Raw genomic sequence first — 24,865 nt, 5'->3', positions numbered from 1 at the left:
AGGAATTTTTTAAATTTTTCTAATAATGGTTAGTACTAAGGGCACCTTGCTTGGTTTGTCCTCACCCTATCCCCTCCGAAGGGGACTTTTTACAAGGTTTTGCAAAACCTCTTATTAAAGCGTAATAGCCGTACTATTCACTGATTGGTTTCCTTGGTAATCAATGGCTTTAATCGTGATTTTACTTCCTTTTAACTTAGCGGCATTAGCCAGAGCAAAGCTGGTGAGCGGGGTAAAACCAATGCGTTTATTGTTTTGGTATAAATTGTAACCAATCACCCGCCGGTTATCAGTGGCTTTATCCCATTGCAGAACTAAGGTGCCAGTGCCACTCTTTTTTAAATTTTTTGGAGATGAAGGAGCGGTTTTATCAGGACGCAAACGCTGCACAATGTTGGATAAGGCGCGGAACTGGTGGTACGAAGCTTTCCAGATCTGACCTTTTTGGGCGGTTTTCATGTCGGGTTCTTTATCAATACCGCCCATGTACCACTCGCCGTGCTCGTGATCAATGATATAGGTGTTAATGTATTTCCACTCTTTTTGGAAAAGACTAAAATAGTTCAGCGAATCTTTCGGGAAATGATCGGCCATGAGCAACAAGGTATTTAAACCTTCGGCCTGGGCCCACCAATTTTTGGTGTCTTTAATAATCGTGATGTTTGTTTTATCTTTAAAATAATATCCGGCATCGTAAAACCCGCCCATTTTATTATCAAACCCGTTGCGGATGGTATGATCGGTTAATTTTTTGGCGACGGCCATGGTTTTGGTATCGTTGTGCAACCCTAAAATGTGCGAAGCTTCCAGTAACAAATAAGCGGTTTCAATGTCGTGGCCGAACGAAACTTCGTCCAGGGTGTGGTGCTTATCTATATCGGCTTCGGAAGAATCCCGAAAGCTGATCGGCTTCCAATCGGGGGTAAAAAATAAAGTTAAATAGCCTTTCTCATTTACCAAGGTGTCGCGGATGAGCACCAGCATTTCCTGTAAACGCTCCCGCACCAAAGGATCGGGCCACACCAAATACAATTCCGATAAAGCTTCGAGTAAGTGAATGGAGCTATTCTGATCTTTGTAACCTACATCCGAAGTAGAAGGCACTTCCTTTGTACGCTGGATGGGCGTACCATCATCGGCCAGGGTTTGGTAGTAGCCTTTATTTACCGGGTCGTGGCTGTGTTTTTCGAGCCAGCGAAACGTTTTCTTAGCTAAGTTTAAAGCACTGGTATCGCCGGAGGCTTGGTAGTAAGCCGCTAGCGCGTAAATCGCAAAAGCATTGCCGTAGGCGTTTTTACCGCCGCCCGCATAACCGCCTTCTTGTTTTTTCTCATTACCTTGCCGGTCTACTAAAGTAAAAAAACCACCGTTGGTTTTGTCCCAAATTTTGTCGCGCAAAAAGGCTACGCCGTGTTTCGCGCTGGGTAAATAATAATCTACTTCGGGATACAGTTGGGAAGCTTTGGAATTAGACCAGATGTGACGGGCTTGCGTTACCACCATTTTATCCTGCTCGCCCACGGGTTTCCAGTCGTAAGAAAAAGTACTCAAAAATCCACCCGCTTCTCTGTCGACGGCCTGCGGATACCATTTATTCAGCATTTCGGTTTTAATAGATTTATCAATTACCGTGGCTAACCGGGCTCGTTCCGTAGCATCATCGGCGGGTTTAAAGGCTCCTGGGTAAAAAGCGAATGAACCGAATAAGGCCAGAGCCAGGGTCAGTTTAAAGAGTTGTTTTTTAAAAATCATAGCGAAAGCAAACAATAATCAACGAAGTAATTTAGCTTATTTTGGTTTTAAATCCGTAGAACTTGTTTAATAATTACCTGTTTTTCTAATCTACCCAAAGCATAGGGCTAATTACTAGAGCCGCTACGCTGTTTTTTTAAATTTTTACGATTCTACTGCTTGGTTTGTATGGCTACTTCTTTGCTATCAAAACTAATCTGCCGCTGCTTGCCGGTAAAGCTAGTTATAATAACTTTCGATAAATTCTGGCTGATGAATGCCCGGCCCGACTGCGATAAATAGCCGATGCCGTAGGTAAATTCTTCCCGGCGTTTTTTGCCGTTTTTAAAGTACAAATCAGCGTAGGCATCGGTAGGTTGAAGTTTAATCACCTGATTATTCTGGTTTTGGGAAGGAGCAAAAACTTTTAAACTATCGGCATTCTGACTTACCACTAGTAAAGAATTGTTATTGGTAGTAAGTAATTGCACCATCGCCTTGGCATCGCCGCTCACGTTAAAACCCGTAGCCTTGGGCGGAATAATTTTAAATGTACCTTGGCCCGTACCCGCTAAAGCAGTACCTACCGAAGCATCGTAATACCCCACGGCCGTTTCGGTGGCATAAGAATTACCGACTAGCATTACATCCAGATTTCCATCGTGGTTAAAATCAGTAGCTAGCATGCCGTACACCGGCGCTACCTGAGCCGGCATGGGCAAAGGTTTGATCGTAAATTTGCCATGGCTTTGGTTTTGGAGGTAACTGCTGCTAAACGTATAACTTTTCGCCTGGTAAGCGCCTTGCAGTTCTTCGGGCGTAAACATTTGTTCAAACGTAGCTTCGCCGTAATCGGAGTAGCGCGGAAATTTCTTACGCATGGAAACCAACTGATCGGTAAGCGCATCGCGGGGCGGAGCCGGGTAGTTTTTGCCCTGAATGTAATAGCCCATTACCGGATCGATGTTGCCGTTCTTATCAAAATCTTTAGCTACCAAACTTACGGGTTGTTCCGGCGAAGCTTTAAACCGGGAATTTAAGCCCAGGTTTCCGGCCACGTAATCCAGATCGCCATCGTTATCGAAATCGCCGGCTATTAAGCTGTTCCACCAGCCTTCGGTGTGCGTTAAGCCGGTTTGGTTGGTCACATTTTTAAAAATTCCTTTGTCATTTTTAAAAAAAAGCAAAGGCATCCACTCACCCGTCACAATTAAATCAATTTGGTTATCCTGGTCGAAGTCCGTCCAGAGGGCAGCGGTTACCATCCCGGCTTTCTCCAGTTCTTTACAAAGTGCCGACGTTACATTCCGGAAAGTACCTTTATTGTTTTGCAGCAAACAGCTTTGCCCCGGCATCGGGTATTTTTTCGGGCTGTTGCGCCCGCCCACAAACAAATCTAAGTCGCCGTCTTTATCATAATCGGCAGCCGTTACTACGGAGCCACTTACCATAATCTGCGGCAAGGCTCGCGCATCTAAAGTAAAGTTGCTTTGGCCATCGTTCTTATACAGGCGGTGCAAATAAGCATTGGGGTCCAGGTTTTCGTTGCCGCCGGTGGCTACGTATAAATCCAAATCATTATCATTATCGGCATCGAAAAACAAAGCGCCCGTATCGTCTTCGGTGTTGGACAAGGTGCTTAAAGGTTTCCCCGTAAATTTGCCGTTTTTATCCTGGTAAAAGATAGCGCCGGTTTTCCGGGCCGAACCACCCACAAAAAAATCATCCAGTCCATCGCCATTTACATCGCCTACCGCCAAACCCGGTCCGGTTTGCGATAATTTGTGCGGCATTAAAGGCTGATTTTTAAAATCAATATAATCTTCTTCGGTGTGTTTAAAAGTAATGGTATGGTCGGCAGCTACTTCTTTGAAAAAAGCCTCTGGATTTGGTTTTGCTTGTGGCTTGGCAGCCGTGGCGTTTTGGTAGGATACGGTTAAAACCTGATTCGCCTTTACCTGCGTGAGCAACTGGTACTTTCCATCGGGCCAGGTAATTTCCAGGCTATCTATTACCGGCGCTTTGCCTAAACCAAAATGAACCACCGGATCTACCGAGGACTTAAAACCCCGCGTGAGGTAGTGCTCGTAAAATTGTTGCTGGCCTTTATTTTTCAGGCGAATGGTAGTGCCAATCCCTTCCTGATTCGGAGCAGCGCCTTTTAGCTTAATTTTTAAAAAATTATTTTTTTCGAGTTTCTCGGCGTTGTTCTGGTAAATAAAAGCTTCGGCGTTAATGTTGTTTACGGCTAAATCTAAATCACCGTCATTATCTAAATCGGCGTAAACGGCCCCGTTGGAGTTGGAAGATTCTTCGAGGCCCCAAGTTTTAGTTTTATTGGCAAAAGTTAAATCGTGGCGGTTCTGGTAAATGTAGTTCGGGATTTTAACTTTGGGCACCTGGCCAAAAGCTTCCTTTTCTTTTTCGGCTACCGCTTTTTCGTCGCCGAACTGTAAAGAAGTCTGGCGGTAATGCACGTAATCTAAATCAGTAATATCGCGCACGTAGCCATTGGTAATAAATAAATCGCGCCAGCCATCGTTATCGTAATCGGCCAGCAAAGGACCCCAACTCCAATCAGTAGCGTACACACCAGCCATTTGGCCTACTTCGCTAAAGGTGTTGTTACCGTTATTGAGTTGTAAACTGTTACGCACGTACTGGATTTCGTAGCCCATGCGCTTGTTTATCTCGAACCGGTCGTAATTCTGTACGTCCATGGTGGTTTTCTGGCGCTTGTTGTCTTCGGGCAACATGTCCAGCACCATAATATCGACTAAGCCGTCGTTGTTATAATCGGCAATGTCGGTGCCCATGGCATTGTAGCTCTGGTGTTTTAAATAATCTTTAATTTTGTTCGTGAAGGTGCCGTTTTTATTGTTAATCCAGAGTAAATCGTTGCTGATAAAATCGTTAGCCACGTAAATATCGGGCCAGCCATCCTGGTTAATATCGCTGATTCCGACTCCTAAACCCCAGCCTTCAATCTGGATACCGGCTTCCTGCGACACGTTGGTAAAAGTATTATTGCCGTTGTTGCGGTACAGCCGGTCGGTGTTGGAATTCTGCCCTTTGGTAAGTTTATAGTTCGGGTTATTGCGGTTGGTTTTATCGGAAGCGTTGGTGAGCAGGTACATATCCAGGTCGCCGTCGCGGTCGTAGTCAAAGAAAGCCGATTGGGTGCTGTAGCCCGTATCGGCTAAGCCATAAGCCTGGGCTTCTTCTTTAAAAACAGGTTTACCGGTGGTATCTTGGCCCTGGTTAATAAACAACAGGTTCGGAACTCCTTCTTTGGCAAGCGGCTTCACGGTGCACACGTAAATATCCAGGCGACCATCCTGGTTGATATCAATCATGGTAACGCCGGTAGCCCACAGCTTGGTACCAACGCCCGCGGGCAAGGTTATATCTTCAAATTTAAAATTTCCTTTGTTTAAGTACAACTTACTCGAAACCATGTTGCCCCCAAAGTACAGATCGGTGAGGCCATCCTGGTTTATATCGCCGGCGGCAACGCCCGCGCCGTTGTACAGGTAAACAAAATTTAAAATATTCAGCGAATCGTCTTCGGTAATGGTATTGGCAAAAGTTACCCCGGTGGCGGAAGGTTTAAGCAGAGTGTACAACGTAGGCTGCTTGAAATACTGGCATTGCGTGAGGAGAAGAAGTAGAAGAGGGGCAAAAACTTTAATTTTCATTGAGGCAAAAGTATTATAGCAAAAGGCAAATTGGCCAACCTTATAAAAAAATAAAATTGAATGTAAGCTAGCAGCTAAATTCTTTATTACACTTTGACTACCACTAATTAAACGACAAAGTTAATAGCAGTTATACAATAAAGGCTTTGTATTTCTACAAAGCCTTTATTGCAAGTATTATTAAAACAAATCAAATTAAAAGTTTAGTAGCCAGGATTTTGCTTGATAGTAGCATTATCCAGAATTGCCTGTTGCGGAATTGGTAATATATCTTTTCCGTTCGGGATGGTAATGTTAAACCTAGTTTTTGCATAATTAATATGCTCGCCGGCTCTGCGTAACAAATACCACAACGACATTTCACCGGCTAGTTCGTGACGATATTCATCCACGATTAAATCAGTAAATGGCTTATCAGCGGGAGCCGGTGCTAAACCAGCCCGTTGCCGGATTACGTTGTTGATGATGTCGCGGGCACCAGCTTCGTTGCCGCTTTTTGCCATGGCTTCGGCCTTGCTCAATAAAACTTCGCCTAACCGCATCATAATCACATTTTGGCCACCAAAGATAGTTTGCGGGTTACCCGTGCTACCTCTAACGTTCGGATCACGCCAAGTTTTGGTGCTGTAATAGCCCGAACGCAACTTATCAGTACCTTTCCAAGGTTTATCGATGGTACCTAAAGTGTTGATACCGCCAAATTGTTCTTTAACCTTTGGATATTCTGAAATTTTAATAGCTGGACTGGGGTGCGTATCGCCGGGTCCAATAACAGTTGGGAGCTTACGTTTATCACCTTCCTCAAAAGAAGCGTACAATTTCGGATCAGCGTACGAGTAGCCAAAGTTAGAAACTTCTTCGGGCATGTGGAAAGAAGAAAACCAAATAGTTTCGTTAGCATGGCCCCACGATTGATCCGCTCCTTCTAAATACTGCACCTCAAAGACAGATTCCTGGTTATTTTGCTTGCTATATTCGTGAATATCCACGAAGTTTTGCATTAACTGATAACGGCCTTCCAGCTGATTAAAAGTAGCTACCGCTTCGGCGTACTTTTTAATCCACATCTGGGCAGAACCCATGTAAGCAATCGCGGCACCTTTCGTAGCGCGGCCTAAGTCGTCGGCGGTTAATTCTTCTTTCCAGGGCAATAAGTTGGCTGCAGTTTGCATATCGGTAATTACCGAAGCAAATACTTCGTCCTGGGTATTACGCGGGTGTCGACCATCGTCAGTTACTGTTTGTAATTCCAGAGGTACGCCGCCAAAGCTAGAGGCTAAGTAGTAATAAAAAACACCTCTCAAGAAATAAGCTTCCCCGGTGAGCCGGTTAGCTAGTGCCTCGGTAATAACGCCCTCTTCTTTCATTTTAGCGATAATCGGAATAGCCGAGTTGGCTCGGGCAATACCCTGGTAAGAGCGGCGCCAAAGAATGTTCAGGGGATCAAAGTTAGCGGGCACTTCGTAGGTTTCGAAAAATACATCAGCCCCGTAATTATGAAAGTCCTGCGATAAGAAGTTAGCTCCATACCACAATGATTTATTCATAAAATCACCATCGTGGAAAGTATCGTAAATAGCATTTACTAAACGAATACCATCTTCCGGTTTTTTAAACAGAGACTCGTCTGTAATAGCCCGAGTATCGGTTTCGTTTAAAAAATCCTTACAACTCAAGGGCAGCATCGTTGCTACCCCCAAAGTAAGTAAGTATATACTTTTATTAATTTTCATGTTACTCTTAATTTATTCTTTAATTAAAATGTTACGTTTAAACCTAATCCAAAGTATCTAGACAGCGGATAAGTTCCAACGTCTACACCGGACATCGTTACGTTTCGTCTACCAGTATCCGGATCGGCAATTTGACCAATTTCTGGGTCCAGGCCAGAGTATTTGGTAAACGTTACTAAGTTTTGGGCACTAACAAATACGCGTACTTTTTGAATAGTAGCTCTCTGGGTTAAGGCTGTTGGGAAAGTATAACCAATCTGCACGTTTCTTAAACGTAGGTAACTACCGTCTTCAATATAAGCATCAGATGGGCGCGTATTACCGTTCAAATCCGGACGGGTAACTCTGGGATAGGTATTGGATGGGTTTGTAGCTGTCCAGCGGTTTAAATAATATTCTTCACCGATATTTTGCAAACCAATGCCGCCTTGGGTAGCGCCAAAATTTTGTAAAACGCGGCTGGTGTAATTAAAAATCTCATTCCCTACCGAAGCGTACCAGAACATGTTAAAATCGAAGTTCTTGAACGAAGCATCCAGGTTAAGCCCTCCAAAGAAGTCAGGAATGGGACTCCCCAATACTACCCGATCATTCGCCGTAATTTTACCATCTCTTGCATCCGGAACACCATCTCCGTCTGAATCCACTGTAATTTGATCGACAAACTTACGGTCGCCGGGCACCGTAGTAGTAGCCTGATAAGGAGTATTGGCCCCATTTATTTCAGATGCTCGAGCGTTTAAAGCATCAATTTCGGCTTGGGTTTGGAAAATACCGGCATTCTGATAGCCATAAAACGCACCTATTTCGCCACCCACTTCGGAACGGCTGAATTCTACCCAGGTATTACCACCCACGTTAGGAAATCCTAAGCCTCCAATATTACCAATGGCACTTAAACCACCTAAGTTTAAAATTTCGTTTTTAACAGTAGTTATGTTAGCAGCAATACCGTATTTAAAGGGCTTTTCTGCTTCCCGATATTCAATTCCTAATTCAATACCACTGTTTCGGATACTGCCTACGTTACGGGTAGCGGTAGAAAAACCTGTTTGTGCAGGCACATTGATATTTAGTAAGAAATCACGGGATTCTTTACGGTAATAGTCAGCAGTTAAGCTTATTTTATTATTTAAAAAATAAGCATCTAAACCTATATCGGTTTGCACCGAGGTTTCCCACTTCAGTCCTGGATTCGGTAAACCTTGCAGTACTAATCCTTCCTGGTACTTCTTATTAAATGGATAACCATTATTATTAATAGACAATTGACTCCCACCAGTCGAGTATTGCGCTAAGTATTTAAAAGGATCTATACTGGCCTGATTACCCACTTGTCCGTAACTGGCTCTTATTTTCAAATCACTCAACGCATTTACATTTGCTAAGAAAGCTTCATTTTTAACTCTCCAAGCAACGGATACGGAAGGAAATACCCCGTATTGATTGTTTTGTGCAAACCTCGAAGAACCATCACGTCTTACGGTGGCAGTTAATAAATAGCGGTCCAGTAAGTTATAACTTACCCGGCCAAACTGCGAAGCCAAAGAAGTAGAATACTGGTCGCCATAAATATTAGTAATGGTTTGTACGTTAGTTAAATTCCGTAAAACGTCACTAATCTGGCCATTTCCACCAGCTCCAATCTGGCGAATAGTATTATCCTGGAAAGAAAAACCACCCACAAAATCAATGGTATGTACCCCAAAGGTTCTGGTGTAGGCCAAGGTATTTTCCCACAAATATTCTGAGGTGTTTGTGGCGCTTTGTGAATAGTTAGATAATACCGGTGCTTGCAAACGGTTATTGGAAGGCGTAAAATAATAACCAGAGAAATCGCTTATATTCACCCCCAGGTTAGTCTTTAATCGAAGACCTTTGGCCAGGGTAGCTTCCAGGTAAGCGGAAGCTAACAAATAGTTGTTTTGATTTTTTTGATCCTGCGTTTCAATAACAGCAAGAGGATTATCCAGATAACTTACTGCCGTATTATTTTTAGTATAATAACCATATTCCCCATTTTCATCTTTTACCTGATCGGTTAATGGGTTTCCGGTCATGGTAGGAATTAACTTGGTAAAAGTACCTACCCCTAATCCCGAGTTTTGACCGCCGGTACCTAAAGCTATTTTGCTATCACTCCGGCTATATTTAATACTGGTAGATGCTTTTAACCATTTGGTAGCGTTATAATCTACATTTACGCTGGCATTATACCGACGGTAATTAGAGCCCAGAATAATACCTTTTTGATCTACCAGGCCTAAAGAAAAGGCTGACTGCACTTTTTCACCGCCGCCACGAACGGCTACGTTATAGTTTTGCCGCAAACCAGTCCGGTATAATTCTTCTTGCCAATCAATGTTGCGTAAAGCTGATGGATTGCTCCATTCTGGTACGGGGGCAAATTCATCCGGTACTGATCTTTCGTTCGCCAAGGTAGCAAATTGCTCCGCATTTAACAGCTTGTACATATTAGGCTCTGTCTGGAAAGAAGTAAGTGCATCCAGAGAAATTTGCAACTCGCCGGCTTTTCCTCTTTTAGTAGTTATAATTACTACTCCATTAGCGGCGCGGTTACCGTAAATAGCGGTTGCTGAGGCATCTTTCAAAATATCCATAGAAGCAATATCAGCTGGATTTAAGGTATTTACACCACCAGAGATAGGATAGCCATCTACTACATACAAAGGCTCGTTATTACCAAAGCTACCAATACCTCTGATCTGCACCTGAATACCGGCTCCGGGTGAAGCATCGTTGTTGGTTACCTGAACTCCAGCTGACCGGCCTTGTAGAGCTTGGTCCAGGGTAGTTACAGGTGTTTTTTCAATTTGAGCAGCACTTACTGAGCTAATAGCACCGGTTACATCTTCCCGCTTTTGGGTACCATAACCTACTACTACTACTTCCTGCAGGGCCTTCGTATCGTCCGCTAGAGTAATATTAATGGCTCCGGGGCCAGAATAAGCTTGTTCTTTGGTGGTATAACCAACGTAAGAAACCACTAACGTACCTGCTGACTCGGGAACACTAATCGAAAATGCCCCGTTTAAATCAGAAGTGGTTCCATTGGTAGTGCCTTTAACTAAGATAGTTACACCCGGTAAAGCTTCGCCACTAGCTGATACTACTTTGCCGGTAAGCGTCCAGTCAACGGTTCTTATAACTGCCTTGTGGTAAGCTACTGCTGCCTTGGAGTCTATGGCTCCGCTAAAAGCAAGCAGCATTAGTAAAACGCAACTTTTACGTTGCCAAGAATGAGTATTTTTTTCATGGGCACTGTTAATTTGGGTGATAGTAATATTAACGAACAACTCTAAAATCAATCCACAAGGTAACCCCAATTATAAGCTTAGAAGTAATACTTTTTTATCAATTTGTTTTCTAAATCAGAACTTACCATTAAAAACCGCTTATAGTTTTAAGTTAAGTAAGCTTGCTAAGCAGTACCTTAATTTAATAAAATTTTAACAATTTTAAATTTTTTATAATCCATAACTAATAAAAACAGAATTGTATTAAATTTATTAAAATAACAAGTAATTACAAATACGCAAAAAACTATGGTATTACTATGCCATTTTTTAATTATAATAATAACTATAATAAAATATTTCAAGCAGATTAGTTAAATTATTAGTTTAGTATTAATTAAAATTAACAACAAATAATAAACAATAGGCAAACCCAGGACTTGCTTATTCTTTTTTATCACTTCCTAATTAGATTTAAGTACCGCAGTTTTTTTAATGGTATCAGGGAAGAAAGGCTATTCTTTGTTTTATTATAATCTCCTTCTTTGCTGGCTTATTCTTCGCGGAAATCTTGATTTCCAGTAAGTACATAGCTGCAGTTTCATTCGTTTGTACCATCTATGAAACACGGGATAGAAGGCAGGTTTTTTTAAATTATTCCTAAGTAGCTATAGTGTTCAGACTATCTGTATAGTTGCCTAATATCCTGAATAATTAAGAATTTTTTACATGCTTGTTACAAGACGAACGTAAGGAGTAATCGGTGCGCAAGTGCTATCTAAGATGCTATTTAACACAAATTTATTAAAAGAGGTAAGCACATAATAGTTAAGATTAGCGCTTTAAACAAAATTTAATTTGTTTCTTCTTAAAATTATTGGCTTGTTTCTGTACCTGCTGTTATAAAACACTTAAAAATAAGAAAGCTTCTTCGTTTATTTGGAAGAAGCCTTTCAATTGAAAACAGGAAAATTAAGTTTTGATGGTAGATTGAAATCCTGGTAACAAGATTTCAATCTAGTTTTTAAAACAGGTCGGTTATTATGACCACCAAATACTACTTATGAAAAATTGCCAAATCGAGGTGGCGTAATTCGTGCAAGGCTAGTGTAAAAGTAACGCCCCAGAAAACAGCACTCCACAACATATGCAATAAGATGTGCCGTTGGCTGGCACCTAATACGGTAGCCATGATAGTACCAATTACCGGGCTAAATAAAACCGGCGTTAAGAAAGCAATGCCTTTAATCCCGAAGCGCTGCCAGATCTTTACAATTTTCCGGCTTTTTTTACTAAAAATGGGTTTGTTCTGGGCGCGATGCCGTTGCACATACCATTTAGAAATTAACATGCCGACTTGGGAGAAAATAAAAACACTGGTCATCATACCGGTAACACTTAGTAATAAAGTCATCCAGAACGACAAGCCCATGGAGATACCGGCTAATGGTCCGCCAAAAAATTTCACCATGCTAAGCAGGTAAACAGATAGGTATTTTAATATTTCGGCTGCCAAAGTATGCACTGCTTTATTCTTAAATTAGAGGTTACTTTTTATATAACGTATTAGATACGTGTAAAAATTGCGGTATAGATCTATTTACAAGAAAAGTACCAGAGTTTTTAAAAGATAAAAATATTTCTATTTTCAGATCTTTGACCCAAATGCTAAATCGCCAGCATCGCCTAGACCCGGCACAATGTAAGCCCGTTCGTTTAAGTGATCATCCAGGGCGCCTAGCCATAGGATAGCTTCGGGTAACTGCTCCTGAATATGCTTGACGCCTTCGGGGCTGGCAATGGCGGCGGCAATATGCACTTCACGCGGGGTGCCAAACCGCAACATAGCCTTATACGTGAGCGCCAGCGAAGTGCCCGTCGCCAACATCGGATCTACCAGCAATAAAACTCGCTCTTCGAGTGAAGGGCCCGCCAAGTAATCCACGTTTACCGTTATCTCGGAAGTAGCCTCTAAGCGGTAAGCCGCTACAAACGCGCTCGGCGACTGATCGAAATAATTTAAAAATCCCTGGTGAAAAGGCAAACCCGCTCGAAGTACAGTAGCCAAGACCGGGTAATCCGTGAGTTGTTGTTGCTCGCAGCTAGCCAAAGGCGTTTGAATTTGCTGCGGGGCATACGTTAATTGGGTAGATATTTTGTAGGCCAGCACCTCCCCTAAGCGTTCCAGGTTACGCCGGAAACGCATACTGTCGCGCTGCACTTCCACGTTACGCAATTCAGAAATAAACTGACTGGCGATGGACGGCTCTTCGGTAAGAATATGAACCAGGTTAGATCTTATCATAAAAATTAAAATTATAGGCACTTTGTAGCGTATTCGTCAAAAATTATATTTATCCGACCGCAAGTTATTAGCTTTATGGCGGCTACCACTTACTTACCAGAGGACTTTAACCCAGTAGAGCTTTTAATAGTATATGCAAATTTTAGTTATACGTTTGGTAACTATTATTTTCTATTAGCAAAAAAACGGCATAGTCTGTTTTGGTCCAATACGTAGTTACACTTAACATTAGTAACCAGCTTTATACGAAACCGGGTTATTTAAATATTTACTTAGCATACCGCCTCTATGAGAATATTATTTACGGCAGTTTTTTTAAATTTTTTCTTTTTTACCGCGTTGGCGCAAAGCACTTACGTGCCACTCGACCCCGATACGTATCACAGAATAGATCGTTTTCTGATTAAATTCCCCGACAAGGCTCCCAACTTGCATACCGGCATTAAACCTTATTTCCGGAAGGAAGTAGCCGAACTGGCCCAGGAAGTAATCCGGGAGAATGATTCATTGTCGCGCGCCGATCAGTTTAACGCTACTTATTTATTAAACGATAACTGGAATTACACCAACCGGGTGAACCAGACCAATTACAACAAACCATTTCTGAAATACTTTTTCCGGCAACCCGCCGACTTTTATTCCGTGGATGTTCCGGATTTTACGTTGCGCGTTAATCCCGTTGTTCATTTTGAGGCCGGCCGCGATACCCGCGTAGACGGCATGCGTTACGTAAATACCCGGGGCATTCAGGTAGAAGGACAACTGGATGAGAAATTAGGCTTTTACACCTTTATTGCCGAAAACCAGGCCCGCTTTCCGGATTACGTGAACGACCGCATTGTGCGCGATACTATTTTGCCCCACGAAGGTTATTTTAAACCCTTCCGGACCGTTGGTTACGACCCAGCGGCCGGCTACGATTTTACGACAGCGCGCGGTTATATCAATTACGCCGCCTCTAAACACCTTAGTTTGCAATTGGGCCACGATCGAAATTTTATTGGTAACGGGTATCGCTCTTTAGTGCTCTCGGATTACGCGCCGGCTTACTTTTTTTTAAAATTTAATGTAAACGTCTGGAAGCTGCAGTACACCAACCTGTTTACCGAAATGAATGCCGATTATGAGTTCCGCGATCAGTTGCTGCCAAAAAAGTATTTTGCTTACCACCATTTGGGTGTAAATATTACGCCCAATGTAAACGTGGGCGTTTTTGAATCGGTCATTTACGCCCGCGACAAAGGCCATTTTGAATTAGAATACCTCAACCCCATTATTTTTTACCGCAGCGTGGAGTTAATGCTGGGCAGCAACGATAACGCCTTACTCGGCTTAGACTTTAAAGCCAATGTTTTTAAAACCGCGCAGGTTTACGGACAATTAATGCTCGACGAATTTTCGTTACCGAACGTGCGCGCGCGCAATGGTTGGTGGGGCAACAAACAAGCCTTTCAGCTGGGGGCTAAATACATTGATGTGGCCAAAATTAATAACCTCGATGCGCAGGTAGAGTTTAATTTTATCCGTCCTTACACCTACCAGCACGAAAATAAATTTACCAATTACCAGCACTACCAACAACCCCTCGCCCACCCCATGGGCGCCAACTTGTACGAATGGATCGGCATTTTGCGTTACCAGCCCCTAGGCCGTTTAAACTTAACCGCCAAAGCTTTTTACACGCATTACGGCGCGGATACCGATACCCTTAATTACGGCAACAACGTGCTGCTTTCTTACAATAACCGGGCACAGGAGTACAACAACAAAGTAGGGCAAGGCCTCACCACCGACCAATTACACGTAGAGTTAACCGCGTCGTGGCAACTTCGGCACAACATGTTTCTGGATGTAAAGCAAATCTTAAGGAAAGTAGATAGCCAGATGGCTACTCGCTCTTATAATTCTGCTTATACTACGGTGGCCTTCCGCTGGAATATCCCGCAACGGCTCCATGAATTTTAAAATCCGGGATAATTGTCTATTGTTACTATTATTTCTTAAATAAAGCAGCATGCGTTCTTACACTTAGCTCTTCGTACTTTTGTTTATGCTGCTTTATTTAATGGATTAATTTATTTTTGCGTTTATAACCAACCCATCAGGATGTTTAATTATATAAAAAACAAATTAAAAAAATATAAACAGCGGCGTACCTTTCAGGAATATGGATTTAAGTTAAAGACGTTTCATCTTCCAGATGATGGCGAAATTCAGTATGCCCAATGGACACATCCTTTCGAAGGTGAAAAGCAAATAGATCAGGATGAGGTTAATTTTATTAAAAATTATATAAAACCTGGCGACTTCGTTATTGATATCGGAGCACATACTGGCGATAGTACCATTCCATTAGCGTTAGCGGCTGGCTCCACCGGCTGTGTTTTAGCATTAGAGCCCAATAAATACGTATTTAAAATTTTAGAAAAAAACGCTGCTCTTAATTCAGATAAAACCAATATCATTCCGCTAAACTTTGCTTCTACTATTAAAAATGAAAAGCTAACTTTTTATTATTCTGATGCTTCCTTTTGCAATGGTGGAGATCCCGGATTAATAAAAAAAAATCATCTTTATCCGTTAGAAGTAGAAGGCAAAAATTTAACAAATTACCTTAAATCAAATTATGCTGACTTATTACCTAGGTTATCATTTTTAAAAGTTGATGCCGAAGGCTTTGATAAAGAAATAATTAAAACAGTTAAAGATCTACTTTTAAAGCATAAAACCACTTTATTAAGCGAGTGCTACGTTGGTTTATCTCCGGAAGATCGGTTTGAGTATTTTGAATTGCTTACAACTATGGGGTATCAATTATACCGCTTAGACGGTTTATTTAGCAATAAAATGACTCCTATTGATAATAAGACTAAAATGCTTACCCCGAAACATTTTGACTTTTTAGCTTTAATGAAATAGCATTTTAAAATCTCCTTTTATTAAAGCTAAAAGCCAGAATTATAGCTTATCTATTTTTAAGGCAGTAAATTTTATAACAGGTTAAGCTGTCCAAATTACCGCAAAGGTGTACCTTTGCCGTTGATGAAAACTTATTTCCGAATTCTTCATTTTGCCAAACCTTTTCTAAGCTTTGTACCTCAATACTCCATCTTCACAATACTTGGAATTATTTTTGGCCTTTTTAATTTTACTTTATTAATCCCCCTCCTGGATGTGCTTTTTGGTACCACTTCTATTAATGAAGCACAAGCCATCTTGCAAAAACCAGCTTTTTCGCTGGATGTGGAGTATATCAAAAAAATATTTAATTATTTTTTCGGTCAGATAATAGTAAATAACGGAAAAATTGCTGCCCTGCAATTTGTCTGTATCTTAATTGTGATTTCTGTTTTTTTATCTAACCTATTCCGTTACTTAGGGCTACGTGCCGAGGCCCATGTAAGAACCAAAATAGTAAGAAATATCCGCCAGAAAGTTTATGAACGGATTACGCAGCTGCAGCTCGGTTACTTTACCAACGAGCGAAAGGGCGATATTCTGTCGCGTTTATCCAACGACGTTCAAGAAATAGAAACGTCGGTAGTAAGTACGCTTAATGTTATTGTCCGGGAGCCATTTACTATAATTGGTTTATTTATAATTTTATTTACCATGTCGGCGCGCCTTACTTTATTCACGATGTTAGTAATACCGGTATCCGGATTTATTATTTCTTCTATTACCAAAAAACTACGCCGAACGGCTATTCTGGGGCAAGAAGCTCTGGGGCACATTTTAAGTATCATCGACGAAACTTTGGGGAGTGTTCGTGTTATTAAAGCCTTTAATGCCCAGTCTTATATTCTAGACAAGTTTACCCAGCAAAACAACCGCTATGGCCAGATTACAGAATCTATGTGGAATAAAAGAAGTTTAGCTTCGCCTATATCTGAATTTATGGGAGTTGCTTCGGTAGCGGGTATTCTTTTTTACGGCGGCAATCTGGTGTTAAATAAAACTTCTGATTTATCGCCCAGCCAATTTATAACGTATATTATCTTATTCTCGCAAGTACTGGTGCCGGTAAAAGCAATTTCTACGGCGTTTAGTAATATTCAGCGTGGTTTAGTTTCCGGAGACCGTGTTTTACAAATTATTGATACCCAACCGCAAATTCGGGATTTACCTACCGCTAAAACATTGCCCGGCTTTTCAGATGCCATTACTTTTAATGCTGTATCCTTTGCTTACGGTAACGAGGCGGTTTTACAGCAGATAAACCTTACCATCCCGAAAGGAAAAACCATTGCCCTGGTGGGCCCGTCGGGAGGTGGTAAATCTACCTTGGCCGATTTATTGCCGCGTTTCTACGATCCAACGAGCGGTGTTATTACCATTGATGGTGTCGATATTAAAACCTGTACTCTGCATTCCTTGCGCGAACAAATGGGCGTGGTTACGCAGGAATCCATTTTGTTTAACGATACTATTTTCAACAACATTGCTTTTAATAAAACCAACGCCACCGAAGCCGAAGTAATTGCCGCCGCTAAAATTGCCAATGCCCACGAATTTATTATGCAATCGCCCGATGGTTATCAAACCACTATCGGCGATCGGGGCGGTAAATTATCCGGTGGGCAGCGCCAGCGCATCAGCATTGCCCGCGCTATTTTAAAAAATCCGCCCATTTTAATCATGGACGAAGCAACCTCGGCCTTGGACACGGAATCAGAAAAATTAGTGCAGGAAGCTTTAATCAACCTCATGCGTAACCGCACTTCGCTGGTAATTGCCCACCGCTTAAGCACCATCCAGCACGCCGACGAGATTATTGTGCTGCAAAAAGGCAGTATCCGCGAACGCGGAACGCACGAACAATTGCTGCGCCAAAATGGCCTATACGCCCGCTTAAATCAAATGCAGATTACTACCGGCGTAATCTCTTTATAATTGATTCTCAAAAAATGTATCTTTAGAGCAGCGTACATTCAAATTTTTAAATTTTTAATCTTAAAACCGTTTACAAGCCGCAATTTAGATTTTCATAATAAAGATTCAGCTTATCTTGAGTTTGTTATTTACGTAGTAAAAACAGAAGGTCACTTTAAATGTATACTTATGGATGCTGTTAAGAAATTTGTAAATGTGGTGGTGATGCTGTACCTAATAGCAGCTACGCTTATTTACCTGGATGTATTAAAAGTTGGTCAGGATACTAATCCTAATTTTAATACTACTTTCTACATTATTGGAGGCGTAATATTGCTACTCGAACTGCTGGTAGAAAACCTGTATATTGCCACCTTAAAACGCGAACATACGCACAAGGACCGCAAAGTGAACGAGCTAAAAGCCTTGCTATACGACCAGAAACACGAGATGCAACAATACAAAAATAGCGCTGCTTCAAATGTTTCTCCGGGAACTACGCCCTTAAACTCGTCGGCGTCTAGCTACGATCGCAATACCATTATTGTAAAACCAGGTTTTTCATCGGGCCAGGACTCTAACCGGCCTTCGTCCCCCAATTCTGATTCTATCTAAACGGAATGGCTAGTACTTCTGATCTTATTTTGGCCGAACTTACGGAGGCGCACACGGTATTAACCAATTTTTTAAAAAATCCCGAAAATTTTGCTCAAATAGAAGCGGCGGCTGAGCTCATGAGCCATGCCATTAACAACAACCACAAAATTTTATCTTGCGGCAATGGTGGTTCCATGTGCGATGCCATGCATTTTGCCGAAGAATTATCGGGCCGTTATCGTAATGACCGTCGGGCTTTACCGGCCATCTCTATTTCGGATTCCAGCCATATTAGTTGCGTGAGCAACGATTACGGCTACGACTTTGTTTTTTCGCGCTACCTCGAAGCTTTAGGAAATGCCGGCGATGTATTATTAGCCATCAGCACGAGCGGCAATTCCGGTAACGTGTTAAAAGCCGCCGAAGTAGCCCGCAACAAAGGAATAAAAGTAGTTAGTTTAACAGGGAAAGACGGGGGCAAACTGGCTGCTCTCAGTGATATAGAAATACGAGTGCCGCATTTTGGCTTTGCCGACCGTATTCAGGAAATTCACATTAAAGTTATTCATATTCTGATTTTGCTGATTGAACAAAAAGTGGTTGGGGCTTAATACTTGTCTTCTTGAGCACCAAGTAATGCCTTCTTTGCTTCCAATCATCCTGAAAAGATATAACCAATAGGGCTATTAGGGAACATTTACAAGATATGGAATCAGATAATATTCAGGAAATTGGGATAAACCAAAATGGCCAGCTTTTCATAAAACCCGACAAAAGAAAGTTTCCCCTGATTTATCGAACGGCAACCGAAGTACATTGGGATAGTAATAAAAATATTCTGTATTCACCTAAACCAAGAGAGTGGACATATCTTGATTGGTTCCGCCATATAATAACAACCTTAGAAACAGAATGTGATTGTAAATTACAAATTACACCAGAAACCATATGGGTTTCAATTCCAGAAACGCTAAATGCAGAAATTAGAAACGACAAAAAATAAAGTTGTTTCATAAAGTAAAAAATTTAGCTTAACTAATTTTAATCTGGATACTTCTTCTAAAATCCTTTTTCTGGAATTTATTTCCGACTGTTCCTGTTGCGCTTCCAACTATACCTAATTCTCTATATTTAAAATTACGCACAGAATTCATGCTCATAAAAACGTTCGGCAGCGCGGTACAAGGCGTTAATGCTTATACCATCACCATGGAAGTAAATGTAACGCCGGGTACCAAATATTACATGGTTGGTTTACCCGATAACGCCATTAAAGAAAGTGAGCAACGCATCGAATCCGCTTTAAAATACAATGGTTACCGCATGCCGCGGCAAAAAGTAGTCATCAACATGGCGCCGGCCGGTATTCGCAAAGAAGGTTCGGCTTACGATTTACCCATTGCTTTAGGGATACTGGCGGCTTCCGACCAAATGCGCGGTGAACGCTTGGGCGAGTACATTATTATGGGCGAACTTTCGTTGGATGGTACCTTACGGCCGGTGAAAGGTATTTTACCCATTGCCATACAAGCCCGCAAAGAAGGATTTAAGGGCTTTGTGCTACCGGTGCAAAACGCCAACGAAGCCGCCATAGTCAATAAACTCGACATTATCGGCGTCGAAAACATTAAACAAGCCATTGATTTCTTTGACGGTAAAGTAGACATTACGCCTTTGGTAATTGACACCCGCGATATTTTTCAGGCAACCGTAAACCAGTACGAAGCTGACTTTGCCCACGTACAAGGCCAGGAAAATATAAAACGGGCGTTGGAAATAGCCGCTGCCGGCGGACATAATGCCATCATGATCGGGCCTCCGGGAGCGGGTAAAACTATGTTGGCGAAACGCTTGCCTTCTATATTACCCCCGCTTACCATGCAGGAAGCTTTGGAAACTACCAAAATTCATTCGGTAGCGGGTAAACTCGGCGAATCCGCTTCTTTGCTTTCTACCAGGCCGTTCCGGGCGCCGCACCATACTATCTCGGATGTAGCTTTGGTGGGTGGCGGTGGTGTGCCGCAGCCCGGCGAAATTTCGCTATCGCATAACGGCGTGTTGTTTATGGATGAACTACCAGAATTTAAACGTACCGTATTGGAGGTAATGCGTCAGCCGCTCGAAGAACGCCGTGTGTCTATTTCCCGGGCCAAAATGACCATTGATTTTCCGGCTAATTTCATGCTCATCGCCAGCATGAACCCGTGCCCCTGTGGTTATTACAACCACCCCGATAAGGATTGCGTGTGCGGACCGGGCGTGGTGCAACGGTATCTAAACAAAGTAAGCGGACCGTTGCTCGACCGCATTGATTTGCACGTGGAGGTTACACCGGTAACGTTCGATCAAATGACCGAATCGCGGAAAACGGAGAGCAGCGAAGCTATTCGGGAACGGGTGGTAAAAGCCCGGCAAATTCAGGAAGAGCGTTTTAAAGATTTCCCGAATATTCATTCTAACGCTATGATGCCGTCGCAGATGGTAAAAGAAATTTGCGAGATAAACGCCGGCGGAAAAGCATTGCTCAAAACGGCGATGGAACGCTTAGGCTTGTCGGCGCGTGCCTACGACCGCATTTTAAAAGTAAGTCGCACCATTGCCGATTTAGCGGGTACCGATGAAATTAAGATTGAACATTTAGCCGAAGCCATTCAATATCGTAGCCTCGACCGCGAAGGTTGGGCTGGTTGATTTTAACTCTACGGTTTGCCAGATTGTAATTTTTTAAATTTTTCTAATTTTTCGGGCTTAAACCTGCCTCTGTTATAGGTCAAGTTCGCGTTAGCGGTCTCTACTTATTTTTGGATAGCCAATCTCTGATTGGCGTAACCAAGAACCCAGCAAAACGCCAATCAGAGATTGTCCGCAGGAACTGTACTTAGAGCGCTATGCTAACTCTATGTACAACTCAGTTATAAGATTTGTAACAAAACTCATGTAAACTAAAAAGCTCCGGCGATTATTTATAGAGAATCGCCGGAGCTTTTTAGTTTATACGCTATTTAGTAACGAGTTTAGCCTACCACAGCTCAGTGCTTAAGGAATAAGCTGAATTTCCTGGGTTTAAAGTATCGGTAATTAAATTGGCGATAGAAACTGCAATGGAACCGGTAAACTTATCGGCTTCTGCCCCATTAGAATAATGAATATGTAAAGATTTTACTTCGCCGTTTTGCTCAAATAAGATCCTTGAGATGGCATTTAAGTTAAGCAGGTAGGTTTGCTTTCGATCTAATTCGTGGTAAGTAAAAACAAGCACGTTTGGTTTTTCCATAGTAAATGTAAGTTCGGTTAATTAGTTGATTAGTCTGTACGGAGATGGCTGGTTCTCCGTTCGGTAATTCCCAAATAACCTACTTGCTTGCACAAAATTTAAAAATTTACAAATTCCACCAATACGTAAACTTCACCACCAGCGCCCGGTTCTTCACCATTAAGTGGGTAGGCAAATAATTATCGGTGTACACGATAAATAAGTCCGAAGCCGGCTTGTAGCGCCATTGCAGGCGGGCGTTTAAGTTTACGTTTTTAATTTGTTCGTTGTATTGCACAAAAGTGGTTAAGTACAAAGTATTAGTCATGGTTACATCCAGGCGCGGCCCGATCAGCCAGAATTTATTTCTGCCCCAAGGCTCCGGTAGTTTAATATCGTTATAACTGGCAGCAGCGGCAATACTCACAAAAGGCTGAAACCGGTATCCTAAACTACCCGTGAGATTCAAACGAGTACCATCGGCATAATAGCCACCGTACCGGGTAGTAAACGAATAGGTAAAAATGCTCTGCGGTTTAGATACAAAATCGGTTCCCCAGGATTTCCAGGAATGGTTTGTACGCCGGGCCAAGGTATCGCCGCTAAAATTAGTTGGGTCAAATGGCCGCAGCAATTTCACGAAATCGTAGGCCGTCCAGATATTAAAAACGCTCCGGCTCCGGAAAGTAAAACCATATGAAACCAAGCTGGTATTATCGGTCGTTTTTAATTTTTCGTCGGTGATGTGGCTGGTGCTTACGGTTGGTCCGTGGTTTAAGATGGCCCCTTTCTTCGGGAAAAACGAATAACCTACTTTGGGATTTATCTGAATAAAACCTTGCCGCGGCACGTAACCTACTTCGGCGGTATAATTCTGACCTACGTACTGGTGCTGCCAGTTAATGAGCCAAGCCCGGCTGGTGTACTGTAAATTAGCCGCGTGTACCCAATCGCGGCCGGTTTTGCCCGGACTAAAGGATTTTAAAACCATTGCCTTCCCCGTCCAGACGTTATTTGCCGAAGCAAGATTATATTCAAAACCGATGTTCCGGTTATAGCGCGAGTAAACCGGTTTGGTAGGTTCTGCTCCCGGATTGTAGTTCAAAGATTCTTTGTTGATAAATAACACCCCAATATACGAACGGGCAAAAACCCGCCTTTGCAAAGAAGCTACCGCAAAGTTCTGAACCGGCAACCCGAGTTCGCCTACTGCGCCGGTTTGCATATCCATCACCCCCAAGCGCCAGTTTTTACTCAGGCGGCCGCTTAAACGAGCCCCGAATTGAATGGGCACGCCTAAGCCAATGCGCCGGGAGAAAAAAGGCCGGATATTAGTATAGCCGTAGTTCGTAAACAAATCGCCGTTTTCGAGAAAGAATTGGCGCCGTTCCGGGAAGAATAATTCAAAGCGGTCCAGGTTGGTTACTTGCTGATCCACGTCTACTTGGGAAAAATCCGGGTTTACGGTTAAGTCTAAATTTAAAGACGAGGTAATCGCGACTTTAGCATCAATGCCTACTTCTTTGCGGTAGTCGGTTTTTTGCCCGGCCGCAATATTCCGGGAAAAGCCACCTAGCGCGTAAGGAATTAAAGAAATATTAGTGCCGGCATCGGGTGGTGGTTGATCCCAAATCAGGCTGCCGGTATACGCTAGAGCGGCGCTTGGAAATTGCCGGGGCACCGGCGCCCAAGCTGATTTTTCGGTACTTTTTAAATCCTGACGGCCAAAGTTAATGCCCCAGTTGGTAATGCCTTTTTTGTACCGAATGGTTTTGAAAGGAATGGCCGCTTCAAAAATCCATTTATCGTCGTAGTTTTTTACAGTCGAAACCCACTTATTGTCCCAGCTTAAATCTACTTTGCTGCCTTCGTACATAATGCCGTCCCATTGGGCACCAGCGGCGTTAGCGCCAAAAGAAAAACCATTGGTCTGGTCGTCGAAGGGATCGATAAAAAAAATAAAATTGTCGTTTTTTCCAAAATTCCAGTCCCGCCGCAATGACTCTACCATGTACGGGCCAGGCAGTGTAACGTAGTTGGTAGCAATAATGTAGATGTTATTTTTATCGTAGGTCATGCGCACTTCGGTGGGTACCTGGGCAAAGCTAGTATCCATCGGCAGCATCATGTAAAAATCTTTAGCCACGGCTGCTTCCTGCCAGGCCAGTTCGTCTTGCACACCATCAATTTTAATTTCGGATGAGGCTGCCTTGATGGGTAATTGGTAAGATGCATTCTTTTTTTGGGCGAATAGCTGTAAGCTTAGTAAAATCGAAAAAAGCGTGAGTAGAGGTATTCTCATATAGGGTAACGGGGTTCCGTTTTAAGGAAAAATTTAAAAAATGTTTTGAGGATAAGTTTAATCAAGAAGTATTAGCCCTTTATAAATAATGATGACTTACTAAGTGCTTATCTTTGAAGCCTTTTCAAGTCTTCATGTACTGGTGCTACCTAACTAGCAAGTTTCAAGTTTTGCCTCATGGCCGGCGGGCCTCGTTTGGCTCTTTCGGGCGGTCTAAGCTTCCTTTCCTCCTATCGTCGGAATGCTGCGCACCGGAACCTTAGAAGGCCCTCAATAGCCAAACTGGTGTCAGTTGCACTTAGCTACGGTTTTTCTGGTATTGTCTAATAGTGGTTTGCAAAGTGCATTATTCTTTTTCATTTGTTCATACACTTTATTGTAGTTTGTGCGACCGAAAGCGACATTGATTAAACTTTGACTTTCCCGGATGTGTAAATTGATAAACATCAGTTTCGTTTAATTTTGCGGTTTCTGCCGCTCACTACTGCACGTTGTTTTGTGTAATGCATTCTTGATTATTTCTTCAGTCCGAGATATTCAGATGCAAGTTTTTCAAATTTCATGTATTCTTCAAAAGGAAAACTATTAGGCCTATTTTTTGAATATTCCTTATCTTTCAAGAGAACGAACGTCTTACGAAGTTGAAAGTACATTATGATGATTAGTTGTTTTAATTTAATTTGAAACTCAACAGTTGGTTTAAAATCCTTGATTGCTTCTTCAAAAGACTCTTGAAATCCACTTATTAATACCCGAACCTCGTGTCTCCTTTCCTTTATTCTGCTGATTTCAATTTTTTCCCCACCAGGTTCTCTATACCAAAAGAAGGTTACCTCCTCTTTATTGTTTATTAATCCTGTTAGTGCTTGAATTAAATCAAAATAAGGATCTCCAAATACATGTGAAATGACTAATTCAAAGTTTTTCCTTTCCTTGATAATCCAGCAAGTACTCCATCCATGGGGGTTTAGAGTTAATAGAATGTCAATATCGTAATCATCCTCCATGGTTCAATTAATTTTTGCATTGCAAACAACTATTAGTTAATGGTAAAAAAATCCTTCAGGCAGAATCTGGTGAGCTGGATAGCGCTTCTTAGTTTCTACCTGAAGGATGA

At 42.2% G+C, this 24,865-nt stretch carries 16 protein-coding genes; 7 read left to right on the top strand and 9 right to left on the bottom strand.

The window, feature by feature from the left end; genetic code table 11:
• Positions 1-114 precede the first annotated feature (114 nt).
• From AHMF7616_RS00205 to upp, 6 genes are all read right to left on the bottom strand, one after another.
• Positions 115-1,752: an AGE family epimerase/isomerase gene (locus AHMF7616_RS00205; RefSeq protein ID WP_115375396.1), complete on the bottom strand. Its 1,638-nt coding sequence runs from the start codon at positions 1,750-1,752 to the stop codon at positions 115-117.
• Positions 1,753-1,904: 152 nt separating this feature from the next.
• Positions 1,905-5,429 carry a VCBS repeat-containing protein gene (locus tag AHMF7616_RS00200; RefSeq protein ID WP_115371050.1) on the bottom strand — a complete coding sequence of 1,175 codons (3,525 nt, stop codon included), beginning with the start codon at positions 5,427-5,429 and terminating at the stop codon, positions 1,905-1,907.
• Between the two features lie 203 nt (positions 5,430-5,632).
• On the bottom strand, positions 5,633-7,162 hold the full coding sequence (locus AHMF7616_RS00195) for a RagB/SusD family nutrient uptake outer membrane protein (RefSeq protein WP_115371049.1): 1,530 nt from the start codon (positions 7,160-7,162) through the stop codon (positions 5,633-5,635).
• Positions 7,163-7,185: 23 nt separating this feature from the next.
• The gene (locus AHMF7616_RS00190) at positions 7,186-10,392 is read right to left on the bottom strand and encodes a SusC/RagA family TonB-linked outer membrane protein (protein WP_115371048.1); all 3,207 of its coding nucleotides are present in this window, start codon (positions 10,390-10,392) and stop codon (positions 7,186-7,188) included.
• Between the two features lie 1,084 nt (positions 10,393-11,476).
• Positions 11,477-11,890, bottom strand: a complete 414-nt coding sequence (locus AHMF7616_RS00185; RefSeq protein WP_199474030.1) for a hypothetical protein — start codon at positions 11,888-11,890, stop codon at positions 11,477-11,479.
• A gap of 177 nt (positions 11,891-12,067) precedes the next feature.
• Positions 12,068-12,724: a uracil phosphoribosyltransferase gene (upp, locus tag AHMF7616_RS00180; protein WP_115371047.1), complete on the bottom strand. Its 657-nt coding sequence runs from the start codon at positions 12,722-12,724 to the stop codon at positions 12,068-12,070.
• Positions 12,725-13,012: 288 nt separating this feature from the next.
• Here upp and AHMF7616_RS00175 point away from each other — a divergent pair, with 288 nt between their 5' ends.
• The 7 genes from AHMF7616_RS00175 (at position 13,013) to AHMF7616_RS00145 (ending at position 20,884) form a co-directional block, all read left to right on the top strand.
• Positions 13,013-14,689: a hypothetical protein gene (locus tag AHMF7616_RS00175; RefSeq protein ID WP_115371046.1), complete on the top strand. Its 1,677-nt coding sequence runs from the start codon at positions 13,013-13,015 to the stop codon at positions 14,687-14,689.
• A 141-nt stretch (positions 14,690-14,830) separates the two neighbouring features.
• Positions 14,831-15,643 (top strand): FkbM family methyltransferase, encoded by an 813-nt coding sequence (locus AHMF7616_RS00170; RefSeq protein WP_115371045.1) that lies wholly within the window; start codon positions 14,831-14,833, stop codon positions 15,641-15,643.
• 123 nt (positions 15,644-15,766) lie between these two features.
• Positions 15,767-17,617, top strand: coding sequence for an ABC transporter ATP-binding protein (locus tag AHMF7616_RS00165; protein ID WP_115371044.1), 1,851 nt, complete (start codon positions 15,767-15,769; stop codon positions 17,615-17,617).
• A 168-nt stretch (positions 17,618-17,785) separates the two neighbouring features.
• Positions 17,786-18,211, top strand: coding sequence for a hypothetical protein (locus AHMF7616_RS00160; protein WP_147275581.1), 426 nt, complete (start codon positions 17,786-17,788; stop codon positions 18,209-18,211).
• A gap of 5 nt (positions 18,212-18,216) precedes the next feature.
• Entirely contained in the window at positions 18,217-18,804 is a 588-nt protein-coding gene (gene lpcA, locus AHMF7616_RS00155) for a D-sedoheptulose 7-phosphate isomerase (protein WP_115371042.1), read from the top strand.
• 95 nt (positions 18,805-18,899) lie between these two features.
• Positions 18,900-19,196, top strand: a complete 297-nt coding sequence (locus AHMF7616_RS00150) for a hypothetical protein (RefSeq protein WP_115371041.1) — start codon at positions 18,900-18,902, stop codon at positions 19,194-19,196.
• A gap of 149 nt (positions 19,197-19,345) precedes the next feature.
• Positions 19,346-20,884: a YifB family Mg chelatase-like AAA ATPase gene (locus AHMF7616_RS00145; protein ID WP_115371040.1), complete on the top strand. Its 1,539-nt coding sequence runs from the start codon at positions 19,346-19,348 to the stop codon at positions 20,882-20,884.
• A gap of 328 nt (positions 20,885-21,212) precedes the next feature.
• Here AHMF7616_RS00145 and AHMF7616_RS00140 read toward each other — a convergent pair whose 3' ends face one another.
• The 3 genes from AHMF7616_RS00140 to AHMF7616_RS00130 form a co-directional block, all read right to left on the bottom strand.
• The gene (locus tag AHMF7616_RS00140; RefSeq protein WP_115371039.1) at positions 21,213-21,467 is read right to left on the bottom strand and encodes a hypothetical protein; all 255 of its coding nucleotides are present in this window, start codon (positions 21,465-21,467) and stop codon (positions 21,213-21,215) included.
• Between the two features lie 106 nt (positions 21,468-21,573).
• Positions 21,574-23,748 (bottom strand): carbohydrate binding family 9 domain-containing protein, encoded by a 2,175-nt coding sequence (locus AHMF7616_RS00135; RefSeq protein WP_115371038.1) that lies wholly within the window; start codon positions 23,746-23,748, stop codon positions 21,574-21,576.
• Between the two features lie 515 nt (positions 23,749-24,263).
• On the bottom strand, positions 24,264-24,755 hold the full coding sequence (locus tag AHMF7616_RS00130; RefSeq protein WP_115371037.1) for a hypothetical protein: 492 nt from the start codon (positions 24,753-24,755) through the stop codon (positions 24,264-24,266).
• Positions 24,756-24,865: the final 110 nt, after the last annotated feature.

It is taken from the genome of Adhaeribacter pallidiroseus (assembly GCF_003340495.1).
GTDB lineage: Bacteria > Bacteroidota > Bacteroidia > Cytophagales > Hymenobacteraceae > Adhaeribacter > Adhaeribacter pallidiroseus.
The sequence above is the reverse complement of the archived record's forward strand: the minus strand, read 5'-3'. Positions and strand labels throughout refer to the sequence as shown.